Annotated in this window: 22 protein-coding genes; 9 read left to right on the top strand and 13 right to left on the bottom strand. The window is 72.6% G+C overall.

What is annotated here, in order from left to right; genetic code table 11:
* Positions 1 to 56 precede the first annotated feature (56 nt).
* Positions 57 to 545: a ribonuclease E activity regulator RraA gene (rraA, locus tag AB0L25_RS09770; RefSeq protein ID WP_500170383.1), complete on the bottom strand. Its 489-nt coding sequence runs from the start codon at positions 543 to 545 to the stop codon at positions 57 to 59.
* Between the two features lie 10 nt (positions 546 to 555).
* Positions 556 to 1,050, bottom strand: a complete 495-nt coding sequence (locus AB0L25_RS09765) for an Lrp/AsnC family transcriptional regulator (protein ID WP_075907154.1) — start codon at positions 1,048 to 1,050, stop codon at positions 556 to 558.
* Positions 1,051 to 1,233: 183 nt separating this feature from the next.
* On the opposite strand from AB0L25_RS09765, the gene rocD reads away from it, so the two are divergent.
* From rocD to AB0L25_RS09745, 4 genes are all read left to right on the top strand, one after another.
* On the top strand, positions 1,234 to 2,427 hold the full coding sequence (gene rocD, locus AB0L25_RS09760; RefSeq protein WP_500170381.1) for an ornithine--oxo-acid transaminase: 1,194 nt from the start codon (positions 1,234 to 1,236) through the stop codon (positions 2,425 to 2,427).
* Between the two features lie 160 nt (positions 2,428 to 2,587).
* Positions 2,588 to 3,634: an LCP family protein gene (locus AB0L25_RS09755; protein WP_500170380.1), complete on the top strand. Its 1,047-nt coding sequence runs from the start codon at positions 2,588 to 2,590 to the stop codon at positions 3,632 to 3,634.
* Positions 3,635 to 3,759: 125 nt separating this feature from the next.
* Positions 3,760 to 4,347 carry a PadR family transcriptional regulator gene (locus AB0L25_RS09750; RefSeq protein ID WP_500170379.1) on the top strand — a complete coding sequence of 196 codons (588 nt, stop codon included), beginning with the start codon at positions 3,760 to 3,762 and terminating at the stop codon, positions 4,345 to 4,347.
* Complete coding sequence (locus AB0L25_RS09745) at positions 4,344 to 5,966, top strand: DHA2 family efflux MFS transporter permease subunit (RefSeq protein WP_500170377.1); 1,623 nt, start codon at positions 4,344 to 4,346, stop codon at positions 5,964 to 5,966. Before AB0L25_RS09750 ends, AB0L25_RS09745 begins: the two co-directional genes overlap by 4 nt.
* Here AB0L25_RS09745 and AB0L25_RS09740 read toward each other — a convergent pair.
* The 4 genes from AB0L25_RS09740 to AB0L25_RS09725 form a co-directional block, all read right to left on the bottom strand.
* Complete coding sequence (locus AB0L25_RS09740) at positions 5,948 to 6,457, bottom strand: flavin reductase family protein (RefSeq protein ID WP_500170376.1); 510 nt, start codon at positions 6,455 to 6,457, stop codon at positions 5,948 to 5,950. The two genes, AB0L25_RS09745 and AB0L25_RS09740, sit on opposite strands and share 19 nt — an antisense overlap.
* Before the next feature lie 12 nt (positions 6,458 to 6,469).
* A complete protein-coding gene (locus AB0L25_RS09735) occupies positions 6,470 to 6,898 on the bottom strand; it encodes a DUF6113 family protein (RefSeq protein ID WP_500170374.1) in 429 nt (142 codons plus the stop codon).
* A gap of 22 nt (positions 6,899 to 6,920) precedes the next feature.
* Positions 6,921 to 7,820 (bottom strand): N-acetyl-1-D-myo-inositol-2-amino-2-deoxy-alpha-D-glucopyranoside deacetylase, encoded by a 900-nt coding sequence (mshB, locus tag AB0L25_RS09730; RefSeq protein ID WP_500170373.1) that lies wholly within the window; start codon positions 7,818 to 7,820, stop codon positions 6,921 to 6,923.
* 170 nt (positions 7,821 to 7,990) lie between these two features.
* Positions 7,991 to 9,493 (bottom strand): serine/threonine-protein kinase, encoded by a 1,503-nt coding sequence (locus tag AB0L25_RS09725; RefSeq protein WP_500170371.1) that lies wholly within the window; start codon positions 9,491 to 9,493, stop codon positions 7,991 to 7,993.
* Between the two features lie 177 nt (positions 9,494 to 9,670).
* On the opposite strand from AB0L25_RS09725, the gene AB0L25_RS09720 reads away from it, so the two are divergent.
* Entirely contained in the window at positions 9,671 to 11,752 is a 2,082-nt protein-coding gene (locus AB0L25_RS09720; RefSeq protein WP_500170370.1) for a S9 family peptidase, read from the top strand.
* Between the two features lie 4 nt (positions 11,753 to 11,756).
* Here the strand turns inward: AB0L25_RS09720 and AB0L25_RS09715 are convergent, their stop codons facing one another.
* A complete protein-coding gene (locus AB0L25_RS09715) occupies positions 11,757 to 13,475 on the bottom strand; it encodes an ABC transporter ATP-binding protein (RefSeq protein ID WP_500170369.1) in 1,719 nt (572 codons plus the stop codon).
* The gene (locus AB0L25_RS09710) at positions 13,472 to 15,487 is read right to left on the bottom strand and encodes an ABC transporter transmembrane domain-containing protein (protein ID WP_500170367.1); all 2,016 of its coding nucleotides are present in this window, start codon (positions 15,485 to 15,487) and stop codon (positions 13,472 to 13,474) included. The genes AB0L25_RS09715 and AB0L25_RS09710 overlap by 4 nt, the downstream gene beginning before the upstream one ends.
* A gap of 267 nt (positions 15,488 to 15,754) precedes the next feature.
* Here AB0L25_RS09710 and AB0L25_RS09705 point away from each other — a divergent pair, with 267 nt between their 5' ends.
* The 4 genes from AB0L25_RS09705 (at position 15,755) to AB0L25_RS09690 (ending at position 20,610) form a co-directional block, all read left to right on the top strand.
* On the top strand, positions 15,755 to 16,969 hold the full coding sequence (locus tag AB0L25_RS09705) for a PP2C family protein-serine/threonine phosphatase (RefSeq protein ID WP_500170366.1): 1,215 nt from the start codon (positions 15,755 to 15,757) through the stop codon (positions 16,967 to 16,969).
* Between the two features lie 256 nt (positions 16,970 to 17,225).
* Positions 17,226 to 17,915 carry a succinate dehydrogenase cytochrome b subunit gene (locus AB0L25_RS09700; protein WP_500170364.1) on the top strand — a complete coding sequence of 230 codons (690 nt, stop codon included), beginning with the start codon at positions 17,226 to 17,228 and terminating at the stop codon, positions 17,913 to 17,915.
* 2 nt (positions 17,916 to 17,917) lie between these two features.
* A complete protein-coding gene (locus AB0L25_RS09695) occupies positions 17,918 to 19,855 on the top strand; it encodes a fumarate reductase/succinate dehydrogenase flavoprotein subunit (protein WP_500170363.1) in 1,938 nt (645 codons plus the stop codon).
* 2 nt (positions 19,856 to 19,857) lie between these two features.
* Positions 19,858 to 20,610 carry a succinate dehydrogenase/fumarate reductase iron-sulfur subunit gene (locus AB0L25_RS09690; protein WP_500170362.1) on the top strand — a complete coding sequence of 251 codons (753 nt, stop codon included), beginning with the start codon at positions 19,858 to 19,860 and terminating at the stop codon, positions 20,608 to 20,610.
* A 51-nt stretch (positions 20,611 to 20,661) separates the two neighbouring features.
* On the opposite strand, the gene AB0L25_RS09685 is transcribed toward AB0L25_RS09690, so the two are convergent.
* The 5 genes from AB0L25_RS09685 to sdhC all read right to left on the bottom strand — a co-directional run bounded on the left by AB0L25_RS09685 (position 20,662) and on the right by sdhC (position 26,257).
* On the bottom strand, positions 20,662 to 21,636 hold the full coding sequence (locus AB0L25_RS09685; protein ID WP_500170361.1) for a LysR family transcriptional regulator: 975 nt from the start codon (positions 21,634 to 21,636) through the stop codon (positions 20,662 to 20,664).
* A gap of 43 nt (positions 21,637 to 21,679) precedes the next feature.
* Positions 21,680 to 22,369 carry a Crp/Fnr family transcriptional regulator gene (locus AB0L25_RS09680; RefSeq protein ID WP_500170359.1) on the bottom strand — a complete coding sequence of 230 codons (690 nt, stop codon included), beginning with the start codon at positions 22,367 to 22,369 and terminating at the stop codon, positions 21,680 to 21,682.
* Between the two features lie 269 nt (positions 22,370 to 22,638).
* A complete protein-coding gene (locus AB0L25_RS09675) occupies positions 22,639 to 23,409 on the bottom strand; it encodes a succinate dehydrogenase/fumarate reductase iron-sulfur subunit (protein WP_500170358.1) in 771 nt (256 codons plus the stop codon).
* Positions 23,406 to 25,412 carry a fumarate reductase/succinate dehydrogenase flavoprotein subunit gene (locus AB0L25_RS09670; RefSeq protein WP_500170357.1) on the bottom strand — a complete coding sequence of 669 codons (2,007 nt, stop codon included), beginning with the start codon at positions 25,410 to 25,412 and terminating at the stop codon, positions 23,406 to 23,408. The genes AB0L25_RS09675 and AB0L25_RS09670 overlap by 4 nt, the downstream gene beginning before the upstream one ends.
* Before the next feature lie 14 nt (positions 25,413 to 25,426).
* Positions 25,427 to 26,257 (bottom strand): succinate dehydrogenase subunit SdhC, encoded by an 831-nt coding sequence (gene sdhC / locus AB0L25_RS09665; RefSeq protein ID WP_500170355.1) that lies wholly within the window; start codon positions 26,255 to 26,257, stop codon positions 25,427 to 25,429.
* Positions 26,258 to 26,556 lie beyond the last annotated feature (299 nt).

Below are 26,556 nucleotides of genomic sequence, written 5' to 3'. Positions count from 1 at the left end.
GACGATCTTGTCCGGCCCGTTCTGGCAGGTCGCGCCAGTGATCGAGGGCGCCGGTCTCAGGCTCGGGCGAGGAGATCGCGCTCCGCGACGACGATGCCGTCCTCGTCGCTGTAGAGCCAGTCGCCGGGGCGGAACTCGACGCCGCCGAAGGTCACCGGGACGTCCACGTCCCCGGCGGCGTCCTTGGCGCTCTTGCGCGGGTTCGAGCCGAGCGCCTTCGCGCCGAGGTCGAGCCCGCGCAGCGCGACGACGTCCCGCACCGCGCCGTTGATCACCACGCCGGCCCAGCCGTTCTCCACGGCGGCGGCCGCGATCAGGTCGCCCATCAGCGCGGACGCGAGCGAGCCGCCGCCGTCCACGACGAGCACCCGGCCCTCGCCGGGGCCGTTCAGCAGCTTCTTCACCAGGCCGTTGTCGCGGTGGCACCGGACGGTCGAGACGGGCCCGGCGAACCGCGCGCGGCCCCCGTACTGGCGGAACTGCGTCTCGCAGCTGCGCAGCTCGTCCCCGAAGTCGTCGATGAGGTCAGCGGTCGCGAACTCCATGACCGGCAGCCTACTGTCCGGTAACCGCCTGTGTCCCGGCAGGGTCCGGACGTCCGGACGGCGCGTCGAACGGGTGCCCGATCAGCCGCGACAGGACGATCGACGTCTTCGTCGCGGTGATGTTGTCCTCGCGGCGGAGGCGTTCGAGCGCCTGCTCCAGGTGCTGGATGTCGCGGGCCCGCACGTGGACGAGCGCGCTCGCGTCACCGCTGATCGTGTAGGCCGCGACGACCTCGGGATGGCCGCGGACGCTCGAGTGGATCTCCTCCGGGGACGTCGCGCCGGTGCAGAAGATCTCGATGAACGCCTCGGTCGTCCAGCCGACGGCGGCCGGGTCGACGACGGCGGCGAAGCCGGTGATGACGCCGTCCGCGCGGAGCCGGTCGACGCGCCGCTTCACCGCCGGGGCGGACAGCCCGACCCGGTCGCCGATCTGCGCGTAGGAGGCGCGGCCGTCCTCCAGGAGGCGCGCAACGATTCGACGGTCGATCTCGTCAAGACGCAACAAACAACACCCCCCAAGTCGGTTTTCGTCACTGGTCGGCGGTTGGTCCCGAACATACGCTGTGGAACGGACCGTCGGCCACCCGTCCCGTCCGGTCCTCCCCCTCGGCACCGGGCCCGTCCCGCCCGGTGTTCAGCGTTGCCCCCGGCCCGACCGGCCGGGGCCGAGCCGCGAAGGAGCGTCGTGACGCCGACCGAGAAGCTGCGGGCGCTGTCGGAGGAGCACAGCGCGCACAACTACCATCCGCTGCCGATCGTCATCTCGGACGCCGAGGGCGCGTGGGTGACCGACGTCGAGGGCCGCCGCTACCTGGACATGCTGGCCGCCTACTCGGCCGTCAACTTCGGGCACCGCAACCCGCGGCTCACCGAGGCGGTGCGGCGGCAGCTCGACCGGGTGACGCTGGTCAGCCGGGCCTTCGACCACGACCGGTTCGGCCCGTTCGTCACCGAGCTCGCCGAGCTGTGCGGCAAGGACATGGTCCTGCCGATGAACAGCGGCGCCGAGGCCGTCGAGACCGCGCTGAAGACCGCCCGCAAGTGGGGCTACGAGGTCAAGGGCGTCCCGGCCGACAAGGCGAACATCATCACGTTCGAGGGCAACTTCCACGGCCGGACGACCACGATCATCAGCTTCTCGACCGACCCGGACGCCCGCGACTCCTACGGCCCGTACACGCCCGGCTTCCGCACCGTCCCCTACGGCGACGTCGAGGCCCTCAAGGCGGCGATGGACGCGGAGACCGTCGGCGTGCTGGTCGAGCCGATCCAGGGCGAGGCCGGCGTGAACGTGCCGCCGAGCGGCTTCCTGCGCGCCGTCCGGGAGCTGTGCACGGCGCACGGCGCGCTGATGATCGCCGACGAGATCCAGTCGGGCCTCGGCCGCACCGGCGCCACGTTCGCGGTCGAGCACGAGGACGTCGTCCCGGACGTCTACATCCTCGGCAAGGCGCTCGGCGGCGGCATCATGCCGGTGTCGGCGGTCGTCGCGGACGCGGACGTCCTCGGCGTGTTCAAGCCCGGCCAGCACGGCTCGACGTTCGGCGGCAACCCGCTCGCGTGCGCGATCGGCCGCGAGGTCGTCGCGATGCTGCGGACGGGCGAGTTCCAGGAACGCTCCAGGACGCTCGGCGCCCACATGCACGAGCGGCTCGGCGGGCTGTCCGGCGACGCCGTCCGCGAGGTGCGCGGCCGCGGCCTGTGGGCGGGCGTCGAGCTGCACGGCCAGGCCCGCCCGGTCAGCGAGCGGCTGATGGGACTCGGCGTCCTCGCCAAGGAGACCCACGCCACCACGCTGCGGCTCGCGCCGCCGCTGGTCATCGAGCGCGCCGACCTGGACTGGGCGCTGGACCAGCTCGAGATCGCCCTCAAGGGCTGACCGGCCCGCACCCCCGAACGGGGCCGCCGCCGGTCAACGGCGCCCGGCGGCGGCCCATGTCCTTTCCCACGCCCATCGAAAACCCCGGGATCGGCAAAGAGTCGGCTGCCGCCCGCCTGCCGTGTCGGCGCGCGCGCGGCGTGCGCCTCAGGGTGGCTTCATGCAGCCCATGCCGCCCCAGCAGGACGATCCCGCACAGGGACTCCCCCAGACGGACGACAGCGACGCCGCGGGCACGAACCCGCGCGACCGGCGCCGCCGCCGCATCCTCATCGGCTGCGGCGGCGCGGCGCTCGTCCTGCTGCTGGCCGTCGTCGGCGGCGCGTACGCGCTGCAGCACTCCTACAACGGGCAGGTCGAGCGGGTCGAGGGCGCGCTGCCGACGGCCGGCGACCGTCCGGCCGCCACCGGGCGCGGCGAGAACTGGATGCTGATCGGCTCCGACCGGCGCGACGACATCCCGTCGATGGGCGCCCGCGCGGACGCCATCATGATCGTCCACATGGCGGAGAGCGGCGACCGGGTGTCGGTGGTGGCGATCCCGCGCGACAGCTGGGTGCCGATCCCCGGGCACGGCACGGACAAGATCAACGCGGCGTTCGCCTACGGCGGGCCGCGGCTGCTGATCCGGACGGTGGAGAAGCTCACCGGCGTCCGCATCGACCACTACGCGGCCCTGGACTTCGGCGGCTTCGTGGAGATGACCGACGCGCTCGGCGGCGTCACCGTCACGATCACCGAGGACACCTACGACCCCAAGCACCAGCGGGCGTGGGAGGCGGGCACCCAGCACCTCGACGGGCTCGAGGCCCTCGACTTCGTCCGGCAGCGGGTCAACCTGCCGAACGGCGACCTGGACCGGATCAAGCGCCAGCAGGCGTTCCTGGAGGCGCTCGCGGGCAAGGCGCTCGACACCCGGAACCCCATCAGGATCGACCGGTTCATCCGTGCCGTGACGGGCGCGGTGACCGTGGACGAGACGGTGTCGGCGACGACGCTCCGCAAGCTCGCGACGCGGCTCCTGGACGTCGGCACGCTGGAGTACGTGACCACGCCGGTCGACCGGCCGGCGGCCAGGGGCGAGCAGAGCGTGATCCTCCTCGACCACGCGCGGGCCGCGGAGCTGTTCACGGCCGTCCGCGAGGACCGCATCGGGGAGTACGTCGCCCGCAACGGCGGCTCGAACGCGGTCGACGCCGTCCGCTGACACGCCGTCCGCTGACACGCCGCCCACGGGCCGGACATGTCGGGTTTCTCGGAATCGGTCCCCCGATGCTCTGCGTTGGATTAGTCTGAGCGGACTAATCTGAACGAACCAATGAGGCATCGACCATGTCCAGACCGCTCACACCGCCGGCGCTGACCGTGCTGCGCATGCTGTGCGACGGGCCCATGCACCCGTACGAGATGCAGCAGCGCATCCGCACCTGCCACTACGACGCCGCAGTCAAGATCACGCCCGGCTCGCTCTACCACACCGTCGACCGGCTCGCCGCCGCCGGGCTCATCGAGCCGCTCGAGACGTCCCGCGAGGGCCGCCGTCCCGAGCGCACCGTCTACGCCGTCACCACCACCGGACGGGACGCCGCCCACAACCGGCTCGCGGAGCTGTTCGCCAAGCCGGCCGAGGAGTACCCGTCCCTCGGCACCGCGCTGGCGTTCGCGAACCTGCTCCCGCCGGGCGAGGTCGCCCGGCTGCTGCGCAGCCGCGCCGTGGCCCTGGAGGCGCTGCTCGCCGCGGGCCAGACCGTCTACGACGCGCTGCGCAAGAACGGGCTCGAACGCTACAAGCTGCTCGACCAGGAACTGACGATCACGCGGGTGCGCGGCGAACTCGACCACGTCCGCGCGCTCGTCGACGACCTGGAGTCCGGCCGGATGACCTGGACCGACTCCGACGCGACGAGGGGAACCGAATGAGCAGGTGGCGCGGCAACCCGTGGGCGATCCTGCTCACCCTGTCCCTCGGCTTCTTCATGACGCTGCTCGACCTGACGATCGTGAACATCGCGATCCCGAGCATGATCGACAAGCTGGACGCGTCGCTGGACCAGGTGCTGTGGGTCGTCAACGCCTACATCCTGGTGCTGGCCGTCCTGCTGATCACCGCGGGCCGGCTCGGCGACCTGTGGGGCAAGAAGAACCTGTTCATCGCGGGCGTCGTGGTGTTCACGCTGGCCAGCCTCGTGTGCGGCCTCGCGCAGGACCCGGCGCAGCTCATCGCCGCCCGCGCCGTGCAGGGCCTCGGCGCCGCGCTGCTGATGCCGCAGACGATGTCGATCATCATCAACGTGTTCCCGCCGGAGCGGCGCGGCGCCGCCCTCGGCGTCTGGGGAGCGGTCGCCGGGGTCTCCACGATCGCGGGACCGACCGTCGGCGGGCTCCTGGTCACCAGCCTCGACTGGCGGTGGATCTTCTTCGTGAACCTGCCGATCGGGATCCTGGTGCTGGCGATGGCGATCCCCATCCTGCCCGCGCACACCCCGGGGGTCCGGCACCGGTTCGACGTCCCGGGCGTGCTGCTCGCGTCCGCCGCGCTGTTCTGCCTGGTGTTCGCGCTCACCGAGGGCGAGAAGTTCGGATGGGACGCCCGCATCTGGGGGCTCCTCGCCGCCGGGGCCGTCCTGTTCGCCGTCTTCGTCCTGCACCAGCGGGGACGCCAGGACCGCGAGCCGCTCGTGCCGTTCTCGCTGTTCCGCGACCGCAACTTCACGATCCTGAACCTCGTGGGCGCGGCCGTGTCCGTCGGCATGGTCGGGATGTTCCTGCCGATGACGATCTACATGCAGTCCGTGCTGGAGTTCAGCGCGCTCAAGGCCGGGCTCGTCATGGCGCCGTCGTCGGTCGTGTCGATGCTCCTCGCCCCGTTCGCGGGCCGCCTGTCCGACCGCATCGGCGGCAAGTTCATCCTCATGACCGGCCTCACCCTCTACGCGCTCGGCCTGCTGTGGCTGGTCGCCATCGCGGACGTCGGCACGGACTGGACGGCGTTCATCGCGCCGCTCGTCCTCACCGGGCTCGGCGTCGGCGGCGTGTTCGCGCCCATGGCCACCGAGGCGACCCGCAACGTGCCGCCGCACCTCGCGGGCGCCGCGTCCGGCGTCAACAACACGATCCGGCAGATGGGGTCGGTGCTCGGCGGCGCCGCCGTCGGCGCCGTCATGCAGAACCGGCTCGCCGCCGCCCTGCAGGAGGAGGCGACGCAACGCGCCGCGGCGCTGCCGCCGGACGCCCGCACCGGGTTCGTCGACGGGTTCGCGAACGCCGCCGAGGGCGGCCTCGAGGTCGGCGCCGGCCAGACCGGCGCCCACCAGACGCCCACCGGCCTCCCGCCGGAGGTCGCCGGCCGCGTCCAGGACCTGGCCGCGCAGGTGTTCGGGCACGGGTTCGTCGACGCGCTGCTGCCCACGATGGCCGTGCCCATCGTGATCGTCCTGCTGGGCGCCGCCGCGTGCCTCGGCGTGAAGGGGCACCGCCGCGGCGCCGCGCCCGCCGCGCCGCCCGCGACCGTCCCGGCCGGTCAGTCCAAGGTGCGGTAGGCACCCTCGTAGAAGATCAGCGGGCGCCCGTCCGGATCCGGGACGTCCAGGCCGACGACCTCGCCGACCACGATGGTGTGATCACCGCCGTCGTGGACGGCGTGGGTCCGGCACTCGACCGCCGCCACGGCCCGCGACAGGACCGGCACGCCCGTCGCGGGCCCGCGCGTGTGCGCCCAGCCCAGCAGCTGCCCGTCCAGCGTCCGGCCCCGCGTCGCGAACCACTGCGACGCGTCCCGCATGTCCTCGGGGAGCACCGACACCGCCCACCGGCCCGTCTCCAGCACCACGTCGTGGAACCGCGCGAGCTTCTCCGCGCAGAACATCACCAGCAGCGGATCCAGCGACACCGACGTGAACGCGTTCACGGTCATCGCGTGATCGACGCCGTCCGCGGACACCGTCGTCACGATCGCCACGCCGGTCGCGAACCGGCCCACCACACCACGGAACAGCGCCGGATCGACGCGTTCGCCAGTTTCGTCGCCCACAGCGTCAGCACCCTACCCGCGGGTACCGTCGGCGCCCCTCAGCAGCCACTGCCCGGACCGTCCGGACGCCGGGACGCGCATCACCCCGAGCACCCCCGCCAGCAGGCCCCCCATGAGGTACACGTGGCCCGCGACCGTCTGCGGCAGCACCACATCGCCCCCCGGACGCAGCACCGAGACCACGAACACCGCGACGAGCCACAGGAGCGCGGGGATCACCGCGCCCGTCCGTCCGCCCATCCCCCAGCCCGCGAGCCGCACCAGCGCGAACAGCACCGCCACGAGGACGAGCGCCGCGACCGGGACCTCGCGCACCGTCCAGTCCTGGACGAACGAACCGGCGAGCCCGTACACCGCGCCGAGCACGGCGAGCATCACGTACGCGAGGCCCGACACGACCGCCTCGGCCCGCGACTCGATCTCGGTGTCGTCGTTCTTCACGGGCGCCAGCGTATCCAGCGGGTCAGCCCGCCGCGTCCGCGAGCCCGGCGAACAGGTCCTGCTCGCGGCGGCCCGGCCCGAGCGGCCCCGGCTCGCCCGCCTGCAGGATGAAGTACTCGGTGCCGAACGCCTGCTGCCCCAGATTGTTCGACAGCGCGAAGAACGGCCCCACCTGCTCGGGCGCCACCACGATCTGCGTCCGGTGCGCCCGCAGCGCCGCGAGCTTCGCCGGCAGGTGCGCCCGCGCGTCCACGACCGTGGTGACCTGGTCGTCCGGGACGCCCGACCCCAGCTCGTCGAGGCCCGCCACGCGCGCGAACGGCAGCCGCGCCTCCCGCATCACCGCGATCGCCCGCGCCAGCACCGTGCGCGGCGTCGCGTACGCGTAGAACTTCGCGGCCCGCCACGGTTCGGCGCCGTCCTCGTGCGCCGGGTCGGCCGCCAGCTCGAACGCCCGCCACGCCACCCGGTGCGCCTGGATGTGGTCCGGGTGCCCGTAGTTGCCGCGCTCGTCGTAGGTGACGATCACGTGCGGCCGGACCTCCCGGACGATCTTCGCGAGTTCGGCGCCGGCCACGTCCACGTCCGCGCGCCAGAAACTCCGCGGGTGGTCGTTCGCCGCGGTGCCCATCATCCCCGAGTCGCGCCACCGCCCCGGCCCGCCCAGGTACCGGTGGTCGCGCACCCCGAGCGCCGCGCACGCCTCCGCGAGCTCCCCGATCCGGTACTCGCCGAGGCGATCCTCCTTGTCGGGCGCCAGATGGCGCAGGTCCTCCGGGATCACCTCGCCCTCCTCGCCGAGCGTGCAGGTGACGAGACAGACGTGGGCGCCCTCGGCGGCGTATTTGGCCATGGTCGCCCCGGTCCCGATGGACTCGTCGTCCGGATGGGCATGGACGAACAGGATCCGCGGCTCCTTCATGGGTAACGAGCCTACTCAGCCCGCGCCCCACCGGCGATGACCGCCCTCCGTTGGACCCGGAATCCACCGGCCGCCGCGCCCCGGGCCCGCTCCCGCGCCCCCGCAGAACGCCGAACCCCGCCCGGCACGAGCCGGACGGGGTTCCATGCGCTCTGCTCCACGGCTGGAGATCAGGGGGCGGGGACGCCTCCACCGCCTCCACCGCCGCCGCCACCACCGGTTCCGCCGGTGGGCGTGGTGCCGCCCGTGGGCGTGGTGCCGCCCGTGGGCGTGGTGCCGTCGTCGCCGCCGTCATCGCCGCCGCCGTCGTCACCGCCACCGCCGCCGCCGGGACCGCCGCCACCGCCGCCGGTGCCGCCGCTGGGCGGCGGGGCCTCGGAGGTCGGCGGGGCCTCGGACGTCGGCGGGGCCTCGGACGTCCGGGGCGCCTCCGTGGTCGGCTCCTCGCTGAAGGTCGGCTCCTCCTGCGTCGGCTCCTCGCTGGTCGGCGTCTCGGACGTCGACTGGGACGTCTCGATCGTCGGGAGGTTCGACTCGCCGTCGCCGCCGCTGCGGCTCGCCATGAAGACGCCCACGATGACGGCGAGCATCGCGATGACGGCGACGCCCGCGATGATCGGAGCCTTGGAGCGGCGCTCGGGCTCGAAGTCGTCGTAGTCGTCGTAGCGCGGGCCGCCGCGGTGCGCGCCGGTATAGCCGCGCGCGGGCGGGAGGGCGCCGTCGTAGTCGGCGGGCGAGACGCGCTGGGTGCCCATCGCGCCCATGCCCGCGACGCCCATCCCGGCGGCGAGGGTGGAGCCCTCGGCGAGCATCGACGTCGCCTGCGTCGGGTCGTCCATGCGGGTCTGGCCCGGCGCCATCGGGGCGTTCGGGTTCGCGCCGCCGATGAGGGTCATCATCAGCTGCTGGGCCGTCGGACGCTGCGTGGGCTCCTTGGCCAGGCACGCGGAGATCATCGGATGCAGGTCCTGCGGGACGCCCTCGAGCGACGGGGGCTCGTGCATGACCCGGTTGATGACCGCGACGACCGTGTCGTCGCCGAACGGGGGGCGCCCGGTGGCGGCGAACACCATCGTGGTGGCCCACGCCCAGACGTCCACGGCCTCGGTGAGGGTCGCGCCCGCGACCTGCTCGGGGGCCATGTAGGACGGGGTGCCGATCGCCTTCGTGGCGTTCGTCTGGCCGGTGTCGAGGGCCCGCGCGATGCCGAAGTCGATCACGCGGGGGCCGTCCGGCGCCATGATGACGTTGTGCGGCTTGAAGTCGCGGTGGACGATCCCGGCCTGGTGGATCGCGGTGAGCGCGGTGAGCGTGCCGATCGCGAGCCGTTCGAGCGCGGCGCCGGTGATGGGGCCGCTCTCGGTCACCTGCTTGTACAGGGACGGGCCGGGCACGTACTCGCTCGCGATGTACGGCTGGTCGCCCGCGACGTCGGCCTCGAGCACCTGCGCGGTGCAGAACCGCGCGACCTGCTTGGCGGCCTGGGCCTCGCGGACGAACCGGTTCCGGGCCGAGGCGTCCGCGGCCAGATCGGTCCGCAGCAGCTTGATCGCGGCCTGGCTTCCCGAGGCGTCGACGCCGAGGTAGACGACCCCCTGGCCGCCCTCGCCGAGGCGCTGGACCACCTCGTACGAGCCCAGCCGCCGGGGATCCCCCGGCTGCAGCTCCGACATTGACCTCTCCTCACCGCCCGCGACGACAACAAGTGCTTGGGGAAGCTTTGAGCTTACGCGAGCGCGGACCCGGGCAGGGGTCGTTAACCGCCCACGAGGCGACGACCCGTGATCATAGGGGTGCGCGGGCCCGCGCGCCGTACTTCTCCAACGATCAGGCTGGCAGACTCGATTCCCATGAGCATCAGCTATCCGCGGCAGAGCGCCCGCACCCGACGGTTCTCCCTCGGCGTCCCGCGCGCCTTCCAGATCGCGCCGGACGAGTCGCGCGTGGTCTTCCTGCGCACCCGCGCGGGCGACGATCCCGTCACCTGCCTGTGGACGCTGGACGCGGCGACGGGCGAGGAGCGGCTCGTCGCCGACCCCGCCGCGCTGGACGTGCCCGGTGAGGAGGACCTGCCCGCGGAGGAGCGGGCGCGCCGGGAGCGGGCCCGCGAGCAGGCCGGGGGCATCGTCGGGTACGCCGTCGACCGGGACGTGCGGCGGGCGGTGTTCACGCTCGGCGGGCAGCTGTACGTCGCCGACCTGGTGAGCGGCGAGGTGCGGGAGCTGCCGGCGACGACGCCGGTGTTCGACCCGCGGCCCGACCCGGCCGGGCGGCGCGTCGCGTACGTGTCGGGCCGCACCCTGCGGGTGATCGAGATGGACGGGAGCGACGACCGCGCGCTCGTCCGCCCGGAGTCGGAGCAGGTGTCGTACGGGCTCGCCGAGTTCGTCGCGGCCGAGGAGATGGGCCGGATGCGCGGCCACTGGTGGTCACCGGACGGCGGGACGGTGCTGGCGGCGCGGGTGGACGAGACGCCCGTGCAGCGCTGGCACATCGCCGACCCGGCGAACCCGGACGCGGCGCCCGCGGAGATCGCCTACCCGGCCGCGGGGACGCCGAACGCGCTGGTCTCGCTGGTGCTGCTGAAGGTGGACGGCGGGCGGCTGGCGGTCGCGTGGGACCGCGGCGAGTTCCCGTACGTGGTGAACGCGGCGTGGGACAAGCACGGCCTGCTGATCGTGGTGCAGCCGCGCGACCAGCGGTCCCAGCGGGTGCTGCGGGTCGACCCGTCCAACGGGGAGACGTCGCTGCTGCACAACGAGCACGACCCGGTGTGGACGGAGATCGTGCCGGGGCTGCCCGCGCGGACCGGCGCCGGGGAGCTCGTGTGGGTCACCGAGGACCGGACGACCGACACGCGGCGGATCACGATCGGCGGGGAGCCGGTGACGCCGGGCGGGCTGCAGGTGCGGTCGGTCCTCGGGGTGGAGGGCGACTCGATCCTGTTCACCGCGTCGGAGGAGCCCACGGAGGTCCACCTCTACTCCCTCGACGGCGGCGATGTGACGAAAATCACAGAGGGTCAGGGGGTTTTCGGGGGCGTCAGGTCCGGTGCGGTGACCGTCGTGACGGGCGCGCGGCTGGACCGGCCGGGGTCGGAGATCGAGGTCCGCGGCCCCGCCGGGACGCACCCGATCGCGTCGTTCGCCGAGACGCCGGTGATCACGCCGCGGGTCGAGCTGATCCGCGCCGGGGACCGGCAGATCCGGACGGCGGTGCTGCTGCCGACCGGGTGGGAGCCCGGCCACGGCCGGCTGCCCGTCCTGATGGACCCCTACGGCGGCCCCCACGCGCAGCGCGTCGTGGCGGTTCGGCGGGCGTACTGCGAGGCGCAGTGGCTCGCCGACCAGGGCTTCGCCGTCGTCGTCGCGGACGGCCGCGGGACGCCCGGCCGCGGGCCCGCGTGGGAGCGCGCGGTGCGCGGCGACTTCGTCGAGCCCGTCCTGGAGGACCAGATCGCCGCGCTGATCGAGGCGGCGCGGCTGCACCCGGCCGCGTTCGACCTCGACCGGGTCGGCGTCCGCGGCTGGTCGTTCGGCGGGTGGCTCGCGGGCCTGGCCGTCCTCAAGCGCCCGGACGTCTTCCACGCGGGCATCGCGGGCGCGCCCGTCACCGACTGGAGGCTGTACGACACCCACTACACCGAGCGCTACCTGGGCCACCCCGACGAGGAGCCGGAGAACTACGCGGCGAACTCCCTCGTCGAGATGGCCGGGAAGCTGGAGCGCCCGCTGATGATCATCCACGGGCTCGCGGACGACAACGTGGTCGCGGCGCACACGCTGCGGCTGTCGTCGGCGCTCCTCGCGGCGGGCCGCCCGCACACGGTGCTCCCCCTGTCGGGCGTCACGCACATGACCCCGCAGGAGGTCGTCGCGGAGAACCTCCTGCACCTCCAGGTCGACTGGCTCAAGAACGCCCTGGCGAAGTAAACGCTCAGGAGCTGTGCCAGGACGCCCACAGGGCGGCGTAGGACCCGTTCTGTGCGAGCAGCTCGTCGTGGGTTCCGAGCTCGCTGATGCGCCCGTCCTCCACCACCGCGACACGATCGGCGTCGTGCGCGGTGTGGAGGCGGTGCGCGATCGCCACGACCGTCCGCCCGTCCAGCGCCGCCGCCAGCGACCGCTCCAGGCGGCGGGCCGCGCGCGGGTCGAGCAGCGACGTCGCCTCGTCCAGGACGAGCGTGTGCGGGTCCGCGAGCACCAGCCGGGCCAGCGCGAGCTGCTGCGCCTGCGCCGGGGACGGCGCCGCGTCGCCCGCACCGACCTCGGCGTCCAGGTCCGGGCCGTCCCACTCGACGGCCGCCAGGACGCGCCGCAGGTCGTCGTCGGACGCGTCCGGGCGGGCCATCGCGAGGTTGTCGCGCAGCGTCCCGCGGAACACGTGCTGCTCCTGCGTCACCAGCGCGACGTGCCCGCGCAGGTCGTCCAGGGGCAGCCCGACCAGCGGGACGCCGCCGACCGCGACCTCCCCGGTGCGGGGGCCGTCGATCCCGGCGAGCAGCCGCCCCAGCGTCGACTTCCCCGCGCCGCTCGGCCCGACCACCGCCAGCCGCTCCCCCGGCCGCAGCTCCAGGTCCACGCCGTGCAGGACGTCCCGCCCGCCCCGGTACGCGTACCGGACGTCGCGCGCCGTGATCCGCTCGCCGGCCGGCTCGCGGCCGTCCGGCGCCCGGTCCGGCGGGACGTCGCCCACGCCGAGCACTCGCGCCAGCGACGCGCCGCCGAGCTGCAGCTCGTCCAGCCACGACAGCAGCGTCTCCACCGGCCCGCTCAGCTGCTGCACGTACAGCGTCGCCGCCGTGACCTGCGCGAGCGTCGCGTGGCCGTTGATGTACAGCAGGCCGCCGCCGAGCAGCGTCGCCGCGACCGGCAGCACGAACCCGAGCTCGATCACCGGGAACAGCACCGTCCGCAGCCGCAGCGTGTACCGCTCGACCTCGAACGCCGCGGCGATGTCGGCGTCCCCCCGCTCGCGCCGCCGCTCCGCCAGCCCCAGCGCCTCGACCGTCCGCGCCCCGTGCACCGTCTCGGCGAGCCCGTCGGTGATCCGCGCGTACGCCGCGTTCTCCCGCAGGTAGCCCGCGTGGGCGCGCGGCAGGTACCAGCGGGTCACCGCCCACAGGAGCGGCACCGACACCAGGCACGGCAGCGCGACCAGCGGACCGTTCAGCACCAGCGCGCCCGCCGTCAGCGTCACGATGACGACGGCGATCAGCGTCTCGGGCATCGCGTACCGGACGGACGTCGCGAGCGTGTCGACGTCGCGCGACGCGCGGGTCACCAGGTCGCCGGTGCCGGCGCGCTCCACCGTCGACAGCGGCAGCCGCAGCACCCGCCGGACGAACTCCTCGCGCAACTGCGCGAGGACCCGCTCGCCGAGCTTCGCCGACTGCAGGTGCGCGTACCGCAGCAGCACCCCCTGGACGATCACGAACACGGCGATCGCGATCCCCGCGGTGTCGACGTCCGCGCGCCCGTCCGCGACGTCCTCGACGAGGCCGCCCAGCAGGCGCGGCGCGACGAGCCCGGCCGCCGCCGCGAGCGCGTGCAGCGCCAGCGCGCCCGCGAGCGCCCGCGGATGCCGCAGCACCAGCCGCCGCGCGTACGCCCGCACCTGCGCGGGCGACGCCACCGGCAGGATCTCCGCACTCACGACCGCACCCCTTCTCCCGCGGCCTCGTCCGCGACCCCGTCCGCGACCTCGTCCGCGACCTCGTCCGCGACCTCGTCCGCGACCCCGCCGCGCACCGCCCGCGCGTCCGCTTCGTCTGCACGCTCCGCCCGGTTTGCCGCCCGGTTTGCGCGCTTTGCATCGTCCGCGCCGTTCGCGACGTCCAAATGGTCCGCGCTTTCACCGAGGTCCACGCCACCCGCACGGTCCGCCGCGAGGTCGACCCCGGAGCGGGCTGCCCCGGCCCGATCCGCTTGGTCCACGCCATCCGTGTCCGCCGCGCCTTCGGGGGCGTCCGGGGCGGGGTGGGGGGCGGTGTCGTTGGCCTCGCCTCGGGTGACCGTGGCGGCGTAGCGCGGGTCGGTGTCGAGGAGGTCGCGGTGCGTGCCCTCGGCGACGACGCGTCCGTCCAGGACGAACGCGACGTGCGCGGCGCGGTCGAGCATCAGCGGGCTCGTGGTGCACACCACGGTGGTGCGGCCCGCGCGCGCTTGGGCGAGGCGGTCGGCGATGCGTGCTTCGGTGTGCGCGTCCACCGCACTGGTGGGCTCGACGAGGACGAGCACCTCCGGGTCGGCGGCGAGCGCGCGCGCAAGTCGGAGGCGCTGCTGCTGCCCGCCCGAGAACTCGCGGCCCGCCTCGGCGACGTGCGCGTCCGGGCCGGACGCCGCGACGATGTCGGTCGCGCTCGCGGCCCACAGCGCGGGCTCCAGGTCGACGGGGCCGCGCGCCGGGGTGAGCGCCTCGGTCAGCGTCCCGGCGAACAGCCGGTCCTCGTTGACCGCGACCACGATCCGGTCGCGCAGGCCGCCGAGGCGGTGCAGCGGCACGCCGCCGGCGTCGACGCGGCCGGGGGCGTAGCCGCCGAGCCGGTCCGCGATCGCGCGGGCGTCCTCCGGGCGGGCCGCCGCGATCGCGGTGAGCCGTCCGGGACGCACGACCAGGCCCGAGTCGACGTCCGTGAGCGCGCCGACCCGCGCGGCCGGGCCGTCCCCGGTCGCGCGCTCGGGGGCGATGTCGAGGAGGCGCACCACCCGCTCCGCCGCGACCAGGCCCCGGGTGATCTTCCCCGCGGCCTCGCCGAGGGTCTGCAGCGGGGTGATGAGGAAGACGGCGTAGCCGTAGAACGCGACGAGCTGGCCCGCGGAGATCGTCCCCTGCACGGCGAACCGGGCGCCGACCCACGTCACGAGCGCGATCAGCAGGCCGGGCAGCAGCACCTCGGCGCCGCTCAGCCGGGACTCGGCGCGGGCGGCCGCCACCCCGGCGGCGCGGACCCGCGCGGACTCGGCGGCGTAGCGGCCGGCGAACAGCTCCTCCCCGCCGACGCCGCGCAGCACGCGCAGCCCCGCGACGAGGTCGGTCGCACGGGTGTTGAGCTCCCCGACCCGCTCCCGGTGCGCCTCCTCGCGCTCCCGGAACGGCCGCAGCAGCGGCGCCGCGAGGACGAGGATCAACGGGACGCCGACGAGGACGATCAGGCCGAGCGGCGGCGAGATCGTCAGCAGGATCGCGGCGACGGCGACGATCGCGACGACCGCGCCGCTGCCGCGCGAGACGATGTCCAGGACGTCCCCGATGCCGACCACGTCCGACATGCCGATGCTGACGACCTCCCCGGCGCTCATCCGCTTGTGCAGCGTCGCGCCCAGCCGCGTCGCGTGCCGGGTGACGAGCTGGATCGTCCGGTAGGCGGCGGCCAGCCAGTTGGCGACGGCGAACCGGTGGCGGACGCCGCCCGCGGCGGCCTGGCACGCCCCGACGAGGACCAGGACGCCCGACCACGCGGCGAGCGTCCCGGCGTCCCGCGCGGTCATGGCGTCCACGGCCCGGCCCAGCACCGCGGGGATCAGCACGTAGCCGAGCATCCAGAGGACGCCGAGGGCCGCGCCGGCGGACGCGGTGCGCCACTGCGCGCGCAGCAGCCACAGGAGATATCGGGCGGGAGACCGGTGATCGGGATTGCCTGGATCTTTCTCCGGCAATGGCTTCACGACCGCAGGCTATGCAGGTCGCGGGCGGGGAATCGACTGATTTTCCGGCCGCGCGCCCCGACGCGCACCGTGCGTCACCTGGTAAGGAGACGCTAAGCTCTCACCGTACGGAGCGGGCTTCCCCAGCGCTCCATGAGCCGGGACCCTGGCGGTTAGGCAAATGCCACCACCCCGGTGCGGCCGTCCGTCCGCGCGGTGAGCGCGCGGCATGCGGAGCCGTCCTGACGTTGCCTGTGCCCGTCGCCGGCCCTAACTCTTGGAAGCTTTGTGAGCACCATCAGCCACCAGACGCGTCCCCCCGCCTCGGGAACCGAGGAGCGGGTGGACCTCCTCCTCATCGACGGCGCCCCCTCCGACGTCCTCATGGTCGAGAAGATGCTCGCCGACAGCGGCCTGGACGCCGACATCGCCGTCGCCGCCGACCTGGCCGCCGCCCGCCGCGCCCTCACCCGGCGGACGCAGTGCATCATCGTGGACCTGTCCGCGCCCGGCATCGACGACCGGATGGCGGGCCTGCGGGAGGTCCTGGAAATGTCCGGCACCGCCGCCGTCGTGGTGCTGACCGGCCTGGACGACGCGCACCTCGGGGTGCGGGCCGTCGCCGCGGGCGCCGAGGACTACCTGGTCAAGCAGGAGGTGGACGGGCCGCTGCTGGCGCGCGCCGTCCGGTACTCGATAGAGCGCAAGCGCGCCGAGGAGACCGAGCGGCGCCTCGTGGAGGCGCGGATCCTGCGGCGCGAGAACGCGCGGCTAGAGCGCGGGCTGCTGCCCGTCCCGCTGATCGACGACCCGTCGCTGCGGCACCACACCCGCTACCGGCCGGGGCGGCGGCGCGCACTGCTCGGCGGCGACTTCTACGACACCGTGCAGACCGAGGGCGGCGCCGTCCACCTGATGATCGGGGACGTCTGCGGGCACGGGCCGGACGAGGCGGCGCTCGGCGTGCAGCTGCGGATGGCGTGGCGGACGCTCGTCCTGGCGGGGCACACCGGGGAGCAGCTGCTCGGCACCCTCGACAGCGTCCTCGGGCACGAGCGGCGCAACGAGGAGATCTTCACGACCCTCTGCATGATCACGATCGCGCCGTCCCGGCGGACCGCGCGGATGCACCTGGCCGGGCACCCGGCGCCGCTGCTGTTCCGCGAGGGCCCGAACGGTTCGTACGACGTGTCGGCGCTGCCTGACTACGCGCACGGCCCGGCGCTCGGGCTGATCCCGGGCGCCGAGTGGCCGACGACGGAGATCGACCTCGGCGAGTCGTGGGGGCTGATGCTCTACACCGACGGGCTGATCGAGGGCCGGATCGGCGCGGGCCCCGACCGGCTCGGCACCGACGGCCTGGTGAAGCTCGCGCACGCGGCGCGCGGGACGGGCGCGACCGGCCGCGCGCTGATCGACGAGCTCGTCTCCGAGGTCGAGCACCTCAACGAGGACGCGCTCACCGACGACCTCGCCGTCCTGCTGCTATCGCGCCAGGTGTGACCCACGGGACGGACGGCAACGGGACGAACCGGCCCGTTCGCGGGTTCGGGCGGCTGACCAGGGCGTTCGAGTGACCGTCAATGTCATGTTGGTCACTGTGAGGCAGAGTTCCCGAACCCCCTGTGAAGTCCCTCACCCCGGGACGTCCGGTGGAACGCGAGAACCCCCTGTTCTGCTCGGTCGATAGTCCTGGGCTATCGAAATGAGTGCGCTGATGACTTGGAGCTCTGCACCGAGTCGGACATACCGTGCGCCCGTGGCTATAGCGATACCTGCGTTCTACCGGTCGACCGTCGGCAAGAAGGCCGTCATGGCCGTGACCGGCGGCATCCTCGTGCTGTTCCTGATCGCGCACATGGTCGGGAACCTGAAGATCTTCTTCGGCGCGGAGGACTTCAACCACTACGCGCACTGGCTGCGCACGATCGGTGAGCCCGCCGTCCCGTACCGGACGGTGCTGACGGCCCTCGAGGTCGTCCTGCTGCTCGCGGTGATCCTGCACATGTGGTCGGCGGTGTCGCTGGCCCGCCGCGCGCGCGCCGCCCGTCCCGTCAAGTACGAGTCGAAGAAGAAGAGCCACGCGCAGGGCTACGCCACCCACACGATGCGCTACGGCGGGATCATCATCGCGATCTACGTCGTCTGGCACCTGCTGGACCTGACGTTCTTCGTCGTGAACCCGCTCGGCGCCGACGACACCCCGTACGACCGGATGATCGCGGACTTCGACCCGTCCCGCTGGTACATCACCGTCTGGTACATCTTCGCGGTCCTGCTGGTCGGCCTGCACCTGCACCACGGCATCTGGAGCGCGTTCCAGACCCTCGGCCTGCGCACCCCGCGCAGCCACAACCTCCTGCGGGGCCTCGCCATCGCCGTCTCCGCCGTGGTGACGATCGGCTTCATCTCCGTCCCCGTCTCCATCACCTTCGGATGGGTGAGCTGAACATGAGCGACGACCTTTACGAGATCGGCGACCCGATCGTCGACGGCAAGGTGCCCGCCGGCCCGATCGAGGACCGCTGGACCACGCGCAAGTTCGAGGCCAAGCAGATCAACCCGGCCAACAAGCGCAAGAAGAAGATCATCATCATCGGCACCGGGCTGGCCGGCGGGTCCGCCGGCGCCACGCTCGGCGAGGCCGGCTACCACGTCCAGCAGTTCTGCTTCCAGGACAGCCCGCGCCGCGCCCACTCCATCGCCGCGCAGGGCGGGATCAACGCCGCCAAGAACTACCGCAACGACGGCGACAGCGTGTACCGGCTGTTCTACGAGACGGTCAAGGGCGGCGACTTCCGGTCCCGCGAGTCGAACGTGTACCGGCTCGCCGACATCTCCCGGAACATCATCGACCAGTGCGTCGCGCAGGGCGTCCCGTTCGCCCGCGAGTACGGCGGCCTGCTCGACAACCGCTCGTTCGGCGGCACCCAGGTGTCCCGGACGTTCTACGCCCGCGGCCAGACGGGGCAGCAGCTCCTCCTCGGCGCCTACCAGGCGCTGATGCGGCAGGTCGAGATCGGGAACGTCGAGCTGTTCCCACGCCACGAGATGCTCGACCTGATCATGGAGGACGGGCGCGCCCGCGGCGTCGTCGTCCGGAACCTGATCAACGGCGAGATCAAGCACTACACCGCGGACGCGGTCGTGCTGGCGTCCGGCGGCTACGGCAACGTGTACTTCCTGTCCACGAACGCGATGGGCTCGAACGTCACCGCGTCGTGGCGGGCGCACCGGCACGGCGCCCTGTTCGCCAACCCGTGCTACACGCAGATCCACCCGACCTGCATCCCGGTCAGCGGCGACCACCAGTCGAAGCTGACGCTGATGTCGGAGTCGCTGCGCAACGACGGCCGCGTCTGGGTGCCGAAGAAGGCGAAGGACGAGCGCCGTCCCGCCGACATCCCCGAGGACGAGCGCGACTACTACCTCGAGCGCATCTACCCCTCGTTCGGGAACCTGGTCCCCCGCGACATCGCGTCCCGCGCCGCGAAGAACGTCTGCGACGAGGGCCGCGGCGTCGGCCCCGGCGGGCTCGGCGTCTACCTCGACTTCGCCGACGCGATCGAGCGGCTCGGCCGCGACAAGGTCGAGGCGAAGTACGGGAACCTGTTCGAGATGTACGAGCGGATCACGGGCGAGAACCCGTACGAGACGCCGATGCGCATCTACCCGGCCGTGCACTACACCATGGGCGGCCTGTGGGTCGACTACGACCTCGAGTCCACGATCCCCGGCCTGTTCGTGATCGGCGAGGCGAACTTCTCCGACCACGGCGCGAACCGCCTCGGCGCGTCCGCCCTCATGCAGGGCCTCGCCGACGGCTACTTCGTGCTGCCGGCCACGATCAACGACTACATCGCCAAGAACGCCCTGCCCCCGGCGTCCGACACCGCGATCGCCGAGGCGGAGGAGCGCGTCAAGAGCCAGATCGACAAGCTGCTGTCGATCGACGGCGACCGCTCCGTCGACTCCTTCCACCGCGAGCTCGGCCACATCATGTGGGAGTACTGCGGCATGGAGCGCACCGAGGAGGGCCTGCGCAAGGCGCTCGAGCTCATCCCGGCGCTGCGCGAGGAGTTCTGGACGCGCGTCAAGGTCACCGGCAAGGGCGAGGAGCTCAACCAGCAGCTCGAGAAGGCCGGCCGCGTCGCCGACTTCCTCGAACTGGGCGAGCTGATGGTGATCGACGCCCTGCACCGCACCGAGTCCTGCGGCGGCCACTTCCGCGCCGAGAGCCAGGACGAGGAGGGCGAGGCCAAGCGCGACGACGACAACTTCGGCTACGTCGCCGCCTGGGAGTGGCAGGGCGAGGGCGCCAAGCCCGTCCTGCACAAGGAGACCCTCAACTTCGAATACGTCAAGCCGACGCAGAGGTCGTACAAGTAACCATGAAGCTCACACTGCGCGTCTGGCGCCAGAGCGGCCCCCAGGACAAGGGCAAGATGGTCGAGTACAAGCTCGACGACATCTCCCCCGACGCCTCGTTCCTGGAGATGCTCGACGTCCTCAACGAGAAGCTCATCGCCGACGGGGCCGAGCCCGTCGCGTTCGACCACGACTGCCGCGAGGGCATCTGCGGCATGTGCTCGCTGGTCATCAACGGCACGCCGCACGGCCCCGAGCGGAACACCACGACGTGCCAGCTGCACATGCGCAAGTTCAAGGACGGCGAGGTCATCGACGTCGAGCCGTGGCGCGCCAAGGCGTTCCCGGTCGTCAAGGACCTGGTCGTCGACCGCTCCGCGTTCGACCGGATCATCCAGTCCGGCGGGTACATCACCGCGCCGACCGGCACCGCGCCCGAGGCCCACTCGACGCCCGTCCCGAAGCCGGACGCCGACGCCGCGTTCGAGGCCGCCGAGTGCATCGGCTGCGGCGCGTGCGTCGCGGCCTGCCCGAACGGCTCGGCCGCGCTGTTCCTCGGCGCGAAGATCACCCACCTGGGCCTCATGCCGCAGGGCCAGCCGGAGCGCTGGGACCGGGCCGTCTCCATGCTCGACACCCACGACTCCGAGGGCTTCGGCGGCTGCACCAACACCGGCGAGTGCACCGTCGCCTGCCCGAAGGGCATCGGCCTGGACGTCATCGGGCGCCTCAACGGCGACTACCTGAAGGCGTCCGCGGGCGGCAAGAAGAAGTAGCCGCCCCCCTGACAGGGCCCCGTCCGGCCGCGGCAACCGGACGGGGTCTCGTCAGTCGTGGACGAGGGTTTCGACGCCTTCGGGGAGGCTGCCGGCCAGGCCGGCCTCGACGAGGAACGTTTCGAGGGTGTCCTGGAAGGCGCGGGCGGCGTGCGTCAACTCGACGTCCTTGCGGTGCGCGAGCGCGATCGTCCGCAGCAGGCCCTCGCCGTGGTGGCCGCGGCGGGCCGCCTCGTCCAGGACGAGCGGCGTGCCCCGCAGGCCCGGCCGTCCGGCCAGCACCATGCTCGGCACGACCGCGATGCCCAGCCCCACCTCGACGAACCGCAGCACCGCGTCCATCTCCCCGCCCTCGACCGCGAACCGGGGCTCGAACCCGGCCGCGCGGCACGCGCCGATCGTCGCCTCCCGCAGGTCGTAGCCGGGGCGGAACATCACGAGCGGACGGTTCCGCAGGTCGTCGATCCGCAGGAACGAGCGGCGCGGCAGCGGCGTCCGTCCCGCCTGCTCCGCCGGGGACGCCACCACCAGGTACTCGCGCAGTATCGGGGTGGTGTCCAGCGGCGGGTCGCCGTGGAGGGGGAGGATGACCAGGGCCATGTCCAGTTCGCCCCGCGTGAGCTGCCGCACCAGGTCGCGGGAGCCGCCCTCCTCGACGATCAGCTGGATGCCCGGGTAGGCGTCGTGGAAGCGGCGCAGCACGTCGGCGAGCAGCCCCGCGCACAGCGACGGCGTCGCCCCCAGCCGCACCCGACCCCGCCGCAGCCCGGCGAGCTCCTGCACCTCGACCCGCGCCGTCTCGACGTCGGCGAGGATGCGCTTGGCCAGCGGCAGCAGCGCCTCCCCGGCGGGCGTCAGCGTGATGTTGCCCCGGGCCCGGCTGAACAGCGACACGTTCAGCTCGCCCTCCAGCGCGCGGATCTGCTTGCTCAGCGACGGCTGCGCCACGCGCAGGAGCTCCGCGGCCTGCGTGAAGTGCCGGACCTCCGCGACCGCGACGAAATAGGCGAGCTGCTGCAACTGCATCCTGCACAGCGTACGGGGCCGCCCCCCGCGCGCCCGCAGGCGCCTAGCGGATGTGCTCGCGCAGCGCCTGGAGGTCGCGGACGATCAGGCGGCGCCGTCCCGTCTCGATGAGCCCGTGCCCGCGCAGGTGGCGCAGCGCCTTGCTCACCGCCTCGCGGGACGCGCCGACCCAGCCGGCCAGCTCCTCCTGCGACAGGTTCAGCGTGATCCGGACGCTCTCGCCGCCCGGCTGCCCGGACCCGTACGGGACGCCGAACCGCTCGGCGAGCTCCACGAGGCGCTGCGCGACCCGGCCGGTGGCGTCGAACATGCCGAACTCCGCGCGCTTGCGGTCGGCGTCCCGCCACCGCTGGCACAGCATCCGCATGATGATGATCGACACGCGCCCGTTGTCCTCGAGGAACCGCATGAACGCCGCCGACGGGACGGCGAGCGCCCGCACCGGCTCGAGCGCCTCGACGGTCGCCGACCGCGGCAGCCCGTCGATCGCCGCGACCTCGCCGAGCAGCGCGCCCGGCTCCCGCACCGCCAGCAGCGCCTCCCCGCCCTGCTCGCGGTAGGTGAACGCCTTCACCCGTCCCTTCAGCAGGACCGCCACCCACGCGGACCGGTCGCCCTCGACGAACAGCGCCTCCCCGCGCCCGAAGTCCCGGACGTGTCCGTGGTCTTCCAGCTCGGCCCGTTCGGCCGGGGTGAGTTCGGCCAGGAACGAACCCGGTTCGAGGGCGCTCATGCCACCACGCTAAGGCGAACCCCCCGGGACCGGTCCCGGGGAAAGAATCACGAATCCATCACACGTTGTGTGTACTTCTCCCTATTCGTCCCCCTTGCGGGTGCGCCAGGGTGGTGCGCGGTGTGCGCGGCGACGTTCACGGGGAACGGCGATCGGCGGGCGGCGGTGCGGGGGCACGCCGCCCGCCACGCCGCCGCCGGCGTACCGCCGGGGCGCGGCTCGGGGACGGCCGGCACCCGGAGGGGTGAGGGCGCCGGCCGCTCGCCGGGTCAGGCGGAGGGGGTGTCCTGGCCCTTCTTGACGATCCCGAGCTTGGTACCGAGCCAGACCACCGGGTCGTACTTGCGCCCGACGACCCGTTCCTTCATCGGGATGAGCGCGTTGTCGGTGATCTTGATGTGCTCGGGGCAGACCTCGGTGCAGCACTTGGTGATGTTGCAGAAGCCGAGGCCGTGGTCCTGCTGGGCGATCTCGCGGCGGTCGGCCTGGTCGGCCGGGTGCATCTCGAGCTCACCGATCCGCATGAGGTAGCGCGGCCCGGCGAAGTCGGGCTTGTTCTCCTCGTGGTCGCGGATGACGTGGCAGACGTTCTGGCACAGGAAGCACTCGATGCACTTGCGGAACTCCTGCGAGCGCTCGACGTCCACCTGCTGCATGCGCAGCTCGCCCGGCTTCGCGTCGCCGGGATCGAACGACGGGATCTCGCGGGCCTTCTCGTAGTTGAACGAGACGTCGGTGACCAGGTCGCGGATGACCGGGAACGTGCGGACGGGCGTGACCGTGATCGTCTCGTCCGGCTCGAAGGTCGACATGCGGGTCATGCACAGCAGCCGCGGCATGCCGTTGATCTCGGCCGAGCACGAGCCGCACTTGCCGGCCTTGCAGTTCCACCGGACGGCCAGGTCCGGGGCCTGCGTGGCCTGCAGGCGGTGGATGATGTCGAGGACGACCTCGCCCTCGTTCACCTCGACCGTGTAGTCGGTGAGCTCGCCCTCGCCCTCGTCGCCGCGCCAGACGCGGAACTTCGCCTCGTAGCTCATCCGTCGCCCTCCTCGCCGTCGGCCTTCTCGTCCGCCTTGTGGTCGGCCTTGCCGTCCGCCTTGGCCGCGTCCGGGCCGGCCGCGCCCGGCGCGGCGACGTCGGCGGGCAGTTCCTCGGCGGTCAGGTACTTCTTCAGCTCGTCGGTCTCGAACAGGCCGAGCAGGTCCGCGCGCATCGGCGGCATCGGCTGCCGGGTCAGCTCGACGTGCGGGTCGGCCGGGTCGCCCGCCAGGCGGCAGACGAGGTTGACCTTCCGCCATTCCGCCGACATCTGCGGGTAGTCGTCGCGGGTGTGGCCGCCGCGGCTCTCCTGGCGTTCCAGGGCCGCCTTCGCGACGGCCTCGGAGACCAGCAGCATGTTGCGCAGGTCGAGCGCGAGGTGCCAGCCGGGGTGGTAGCCGCGGCCGTCGTGCACGGCGACCGGCTCGACGGACACGCGGGCGACGCGCTCGCGGAGCTTCTGCAGGGCTTCGAGGGCCTGCTGCAGCTCCTCCTCCTTGCGGATGATGCCGACCAGCTCGTTCATCGTGGTCTGCAGCTCGGCGTGGACCGTGTACGGGTTCTCGCCGCCCTCGCGCTCGAACGGGGCGAGGGCCTCGGCGGTGGCGGCGTCCACGATCTCGTCGGAGACGGCCGGACGGGCGTCGAGCGCGTCGACGTACTCGGACGCGCCGAGCCCGGCGCGGCGCCCGAACACCAGCAGGTCCGACAGCGAGTTGCCGCCGAGCCGGTTCGAGCCGTGCATGCCGCCCGCGACCTCGCCGGCGGCGAACAGGCCGGGGACCTTCGCGGCCGCGGTGTCGGGGTCGACCTCGACGCCGCCCATCACGTAGTGGCAGGTCGGTCCGACCTCCATCGGCTCCTTGGTGATGTCGACGTCCGCCAGCTCCTTGAACTGGTGGTGCATCGAGGGGAGCCGCCGGACGATCTCCGCGGCGCCGCCCGGCATCCGGTCGACCACCGTGAGGAACACGCCGCCGTGCGGGGAGCCGCGGCCCGCCTTCACCTCGGAGTTGATCGCGCGGGCGACCTCGTCGCGGGGCAGCAGCTCGGGGGGCCGCCGGTTGTTGTCGGGGTCGTCGTACCAGCGGTCGCCCTCCTCCGGGGAGGTGGCGTACTTGTCCTTGAAGACCTCGGGGATGTAGTTGAACATGAACCGCTCGCCCTCGGAGTTCTTCAGGACGCCGCGGTCGCCGCGCACCGACTCGGTGACGAGGATCCCCTTCACGGACGGCGGCCAGACCATCCCGGTGGGGTGGAACTGGACGAACTCCATGTTCAGCAGCGTCGCGCCAGCCTGCAGGGCGAGCGCGTGGCCGTCCCCCGTGTACTCCCACGAGTTCGACGTGACCTTGAACGCCTTGCCGATGCCGCCGGTGGCGAGGACGACGGCCGGTGCCTCGAACACGACGAACTTGCCCGTCTCGCGGACGTACCCGAACGCGCCGCAGATCCGGTCGCCGTCCTTGAGCAGCCGCGTGATCGTCGTCTCGGCCCACACCTTGAGGCGGGCCTCGTAGTCGCCGTGCTCGGCGCGGTCCTCCTGCTGGAGCGCGACGATCTTCTGCTGGGCCGTGCGGATCAGCTCCAGGCCCGTCCGGTCGCCGACGTGCGCCAGCCGCGGGTACTCGTGCCCGCCGAAGTTCCGCTGGCTGATCTTGCCGTCCTTGGTGCGGTCGAACAGCGCGCCCCACAGCTCGAGCTCCCAGATGCGGTCCGGGGCCTCCTTGGCGTGCAGCTCCGCCATCCGCCAGCTGTTCAGGAACTTCCCGCCGCGCATCGTGTCGCGGAAGTGCACCTGCCAGTTGTCGTTGGCGTTGACGTTGCCCATCGCGGCGGCGGCACCGCCCTCCGCCATGACGGTGTGCGCCTTGCCGAACAGCGACTTGGAGATGATCGCCGTCTTCTTGCCCTGGAGGCGAGCCTCGATCGCCGCGCGCAGCCCGGCGCCGCCGGCACCGATCACCACGACGTCGTACGAGTGCCTCTCGATCTCAGTCATGATTCCTTTGGCCTTCAGTTGATGATGCGCAGGTCGGAGATGGTCTCGCTGGCCACGAGCATCACGTAGACGTCGGCGACGACCAGGGAGCCCAGCGTGATCAGCGCGTACATCCCGTGCCGCTCGTTGATCTTGGAGATCCAGCCCCACATCCGGTACCGCACCGGGTGCTTGGAGAAGTTCTTCAGCCGCCCGCCCACGATGTGCCGGCACGAGTGGCACGACAGCGTGTACAGCCAGAGCAGGATCACGTTCGCCCAGAGGATGACGGTGCCGAGGCCGATGCCGAACCCGCCGCCCTCGCCGTGGAAGGCGCGGATCGCGTCCCAGGTGTTGATGAGGGAGATGAGCACCGCGGCCATCCAGAAGTAGCGGTGCAGGTTCTGCCCGATCAGCGGGAAGCGCCGCTCCCCGGTGTACTTGCCGTGCGGCTCGCGGACGGCGCACGCCTGCGGGGCCGCCCAGAACGACCGGTAGTAGGCCTTGCGGTAGTAGTAGCAGGTCAGCCGGAACAGCAGCAGGAACGGCAGGGAGATCACCGCGAACGGGATCCAGCCGCGGGTGCCGGCCGGGAGGAACGTCCCGAACTCCGCCGCGTCGCCGGTGTGCCCGTTCACCGTCACGTTGTTGCAGATCTCGTTGAAGCACGGCGAGAAGAACGGCGACAGGTAGTGGAACTCCGGGACGAAGAAGGCCGCGCCCCAGAAGGCCCGGATCGTCGCGTACACCACCCACGCCGTGAAGATCACGAAGGTGGTGATCGGATAGAGCCGCCAGTTGTCCTTGCGGAGCGTGCGTTCCTTGATCTGGGCGCGGGATTTGGCCGGCGCCTCCAGTGTGCTCATCGATCGCTCTCCTGAGCCTCGGGTCGTGTGATCCCCGTACCACGGTCTGCGCGCGCCATGCGGCCGTCGCGCCTCGGCCGTGGCCCTGCCGCATGCGGGCGGTGACGCCCCGTACGCGCTTCCAGCGAAGCGACCCTACGCCACCGGTGCGGACCTGTGACATACATAACAGGCGGACCCGCATGTGACCCTGACCACAGACTTTAGCCGTCCGAACGGTCCGCGGACGCGCCGGAGATCCATAAGCAGTCGTTATGGCGAAGGGGAATCGAGACGAGCACGAGAAGGCATGACCGCCC

It is taken from the genome of Spirillospora sp. NPDC052242 (assembly GCF_040679555.1).
GTDB lineage: Bacteria > Actinomycetota > Actinomycetes > Streptosporangiales > Streptosporangiaceae > Spirillospora.
Note: the sequence above shows the minus strand (reverse complement) of the source record. Positions and strands in the feature narration are given on the sequence as shown.

What these genes read in the sequence shown, in the direction of transcription:
- AB0L25_RS09690 (WP_500170362.1), top strand. Translation starts at nt 19,858, where the DNA reads ATGAAGCTCACACTGCGCGTCTGGCGCCAGAGCGGCCCCCAGGACAAG.
- AB0L25_RS09675 (WP_500170358.1), bottom strand. Translation starts at nt 23,409, where the DNA reads ATGAGCTACGAGGCGAAGTTCCGCGTCTGGCGCGGCGACGAGGGCGAG.
- AB0L25_RS09745 (WP_500170377.1), top strand. Translation starts at nt 4,344, where the DNA reads ATGAGCAGGTGGCGCGGCAACCCGTGGGCGATCCTGCTCACCCTGTCC.
- rraA (WP_500170383.1), bottom strand. Translation starts at nt 545, where the DNA reads ATGGAGTTCGCGACCGCTGACCTCATCGACGACTTCGGGGACGAGCTG.
- AB0L25_RS09685 (WP_500170361.1), bottom strand. Translation starts at nt 21,636, where the DNA reads ATGCAGTTGCAGCAGCTCGCCTATTTCGTCGCGGTCGCGGAGGTCCGG.
- AB0L25_RS09750 (WP_500170379.1), top strand. Translation starts at nt 3,760, where the DNA reads ATGTCCAGACCGCTCACACCGCCGGCGCTGACCGTGCTGCGCATGCTG.
- AB0L25_RS09755 (WP_500170380.1), top strand. Translation starts at nt 2,588, where the DNA reads ATGCAGCCCATGCCGCCCCAGCAGGACGATCCCGCACAGGGACTCCCC.
- AB0L25_RS09670 (WP_500170357.1), bottom strand. Translation starts at nt 25,412, where the DNA reads ATGACTGAGATCGAGAGGCACTCGTACGACGTCGTGGTGATCGGTGCC.
- AB0L25_RS09725 (WP_500170371.1), bottom strand. Translation starts at nt 9,493, where the DNA reads ATGTCGGAGCTGCAGCCGGGGGATCCCCGGCGGCTGGGCTCGTACGAG.
- sdhC (WP_500170355.1), bottom strand. Translation starts at nt 26,257, where the DNA reads ATGAGCACACTGGAGGCGCCGGCCAAATCCCGCGCCCAGATCAAGGAA.
- AB0L25_RS09680 (WP_500170359.1), bottom strand. Translation starts at nt 22,369, where the DNA reads ATGAGCGCCCTCGAACCGGGTTCGTTCCTGGCCGAACTCACCCCGGCC.
- AB0L25_RS09720 (WP_500170370.1), top strand. Translation starts at nt 9,671, where the DNA reads ATGAGCATCAGCTATCCGCGGCAGAGCGCCCGCACCCGACGGTTCTCC.
- AB0L25_RS09695 (WP_500170363.1), top strand. Translation starts at nt 17,918, where the DNA reads ATGAGCGACGACCTTTACGAGATCGGCGACCCGATCGTCGACGGCAAG.
- mshB (WP_500170373.1), bottom strand. Translation starts at nt 7,820, where the DNA reads ATGAAGGAGCCGCGGATCCTGTTCGTCCATGCCCATCCGGACGACGAG.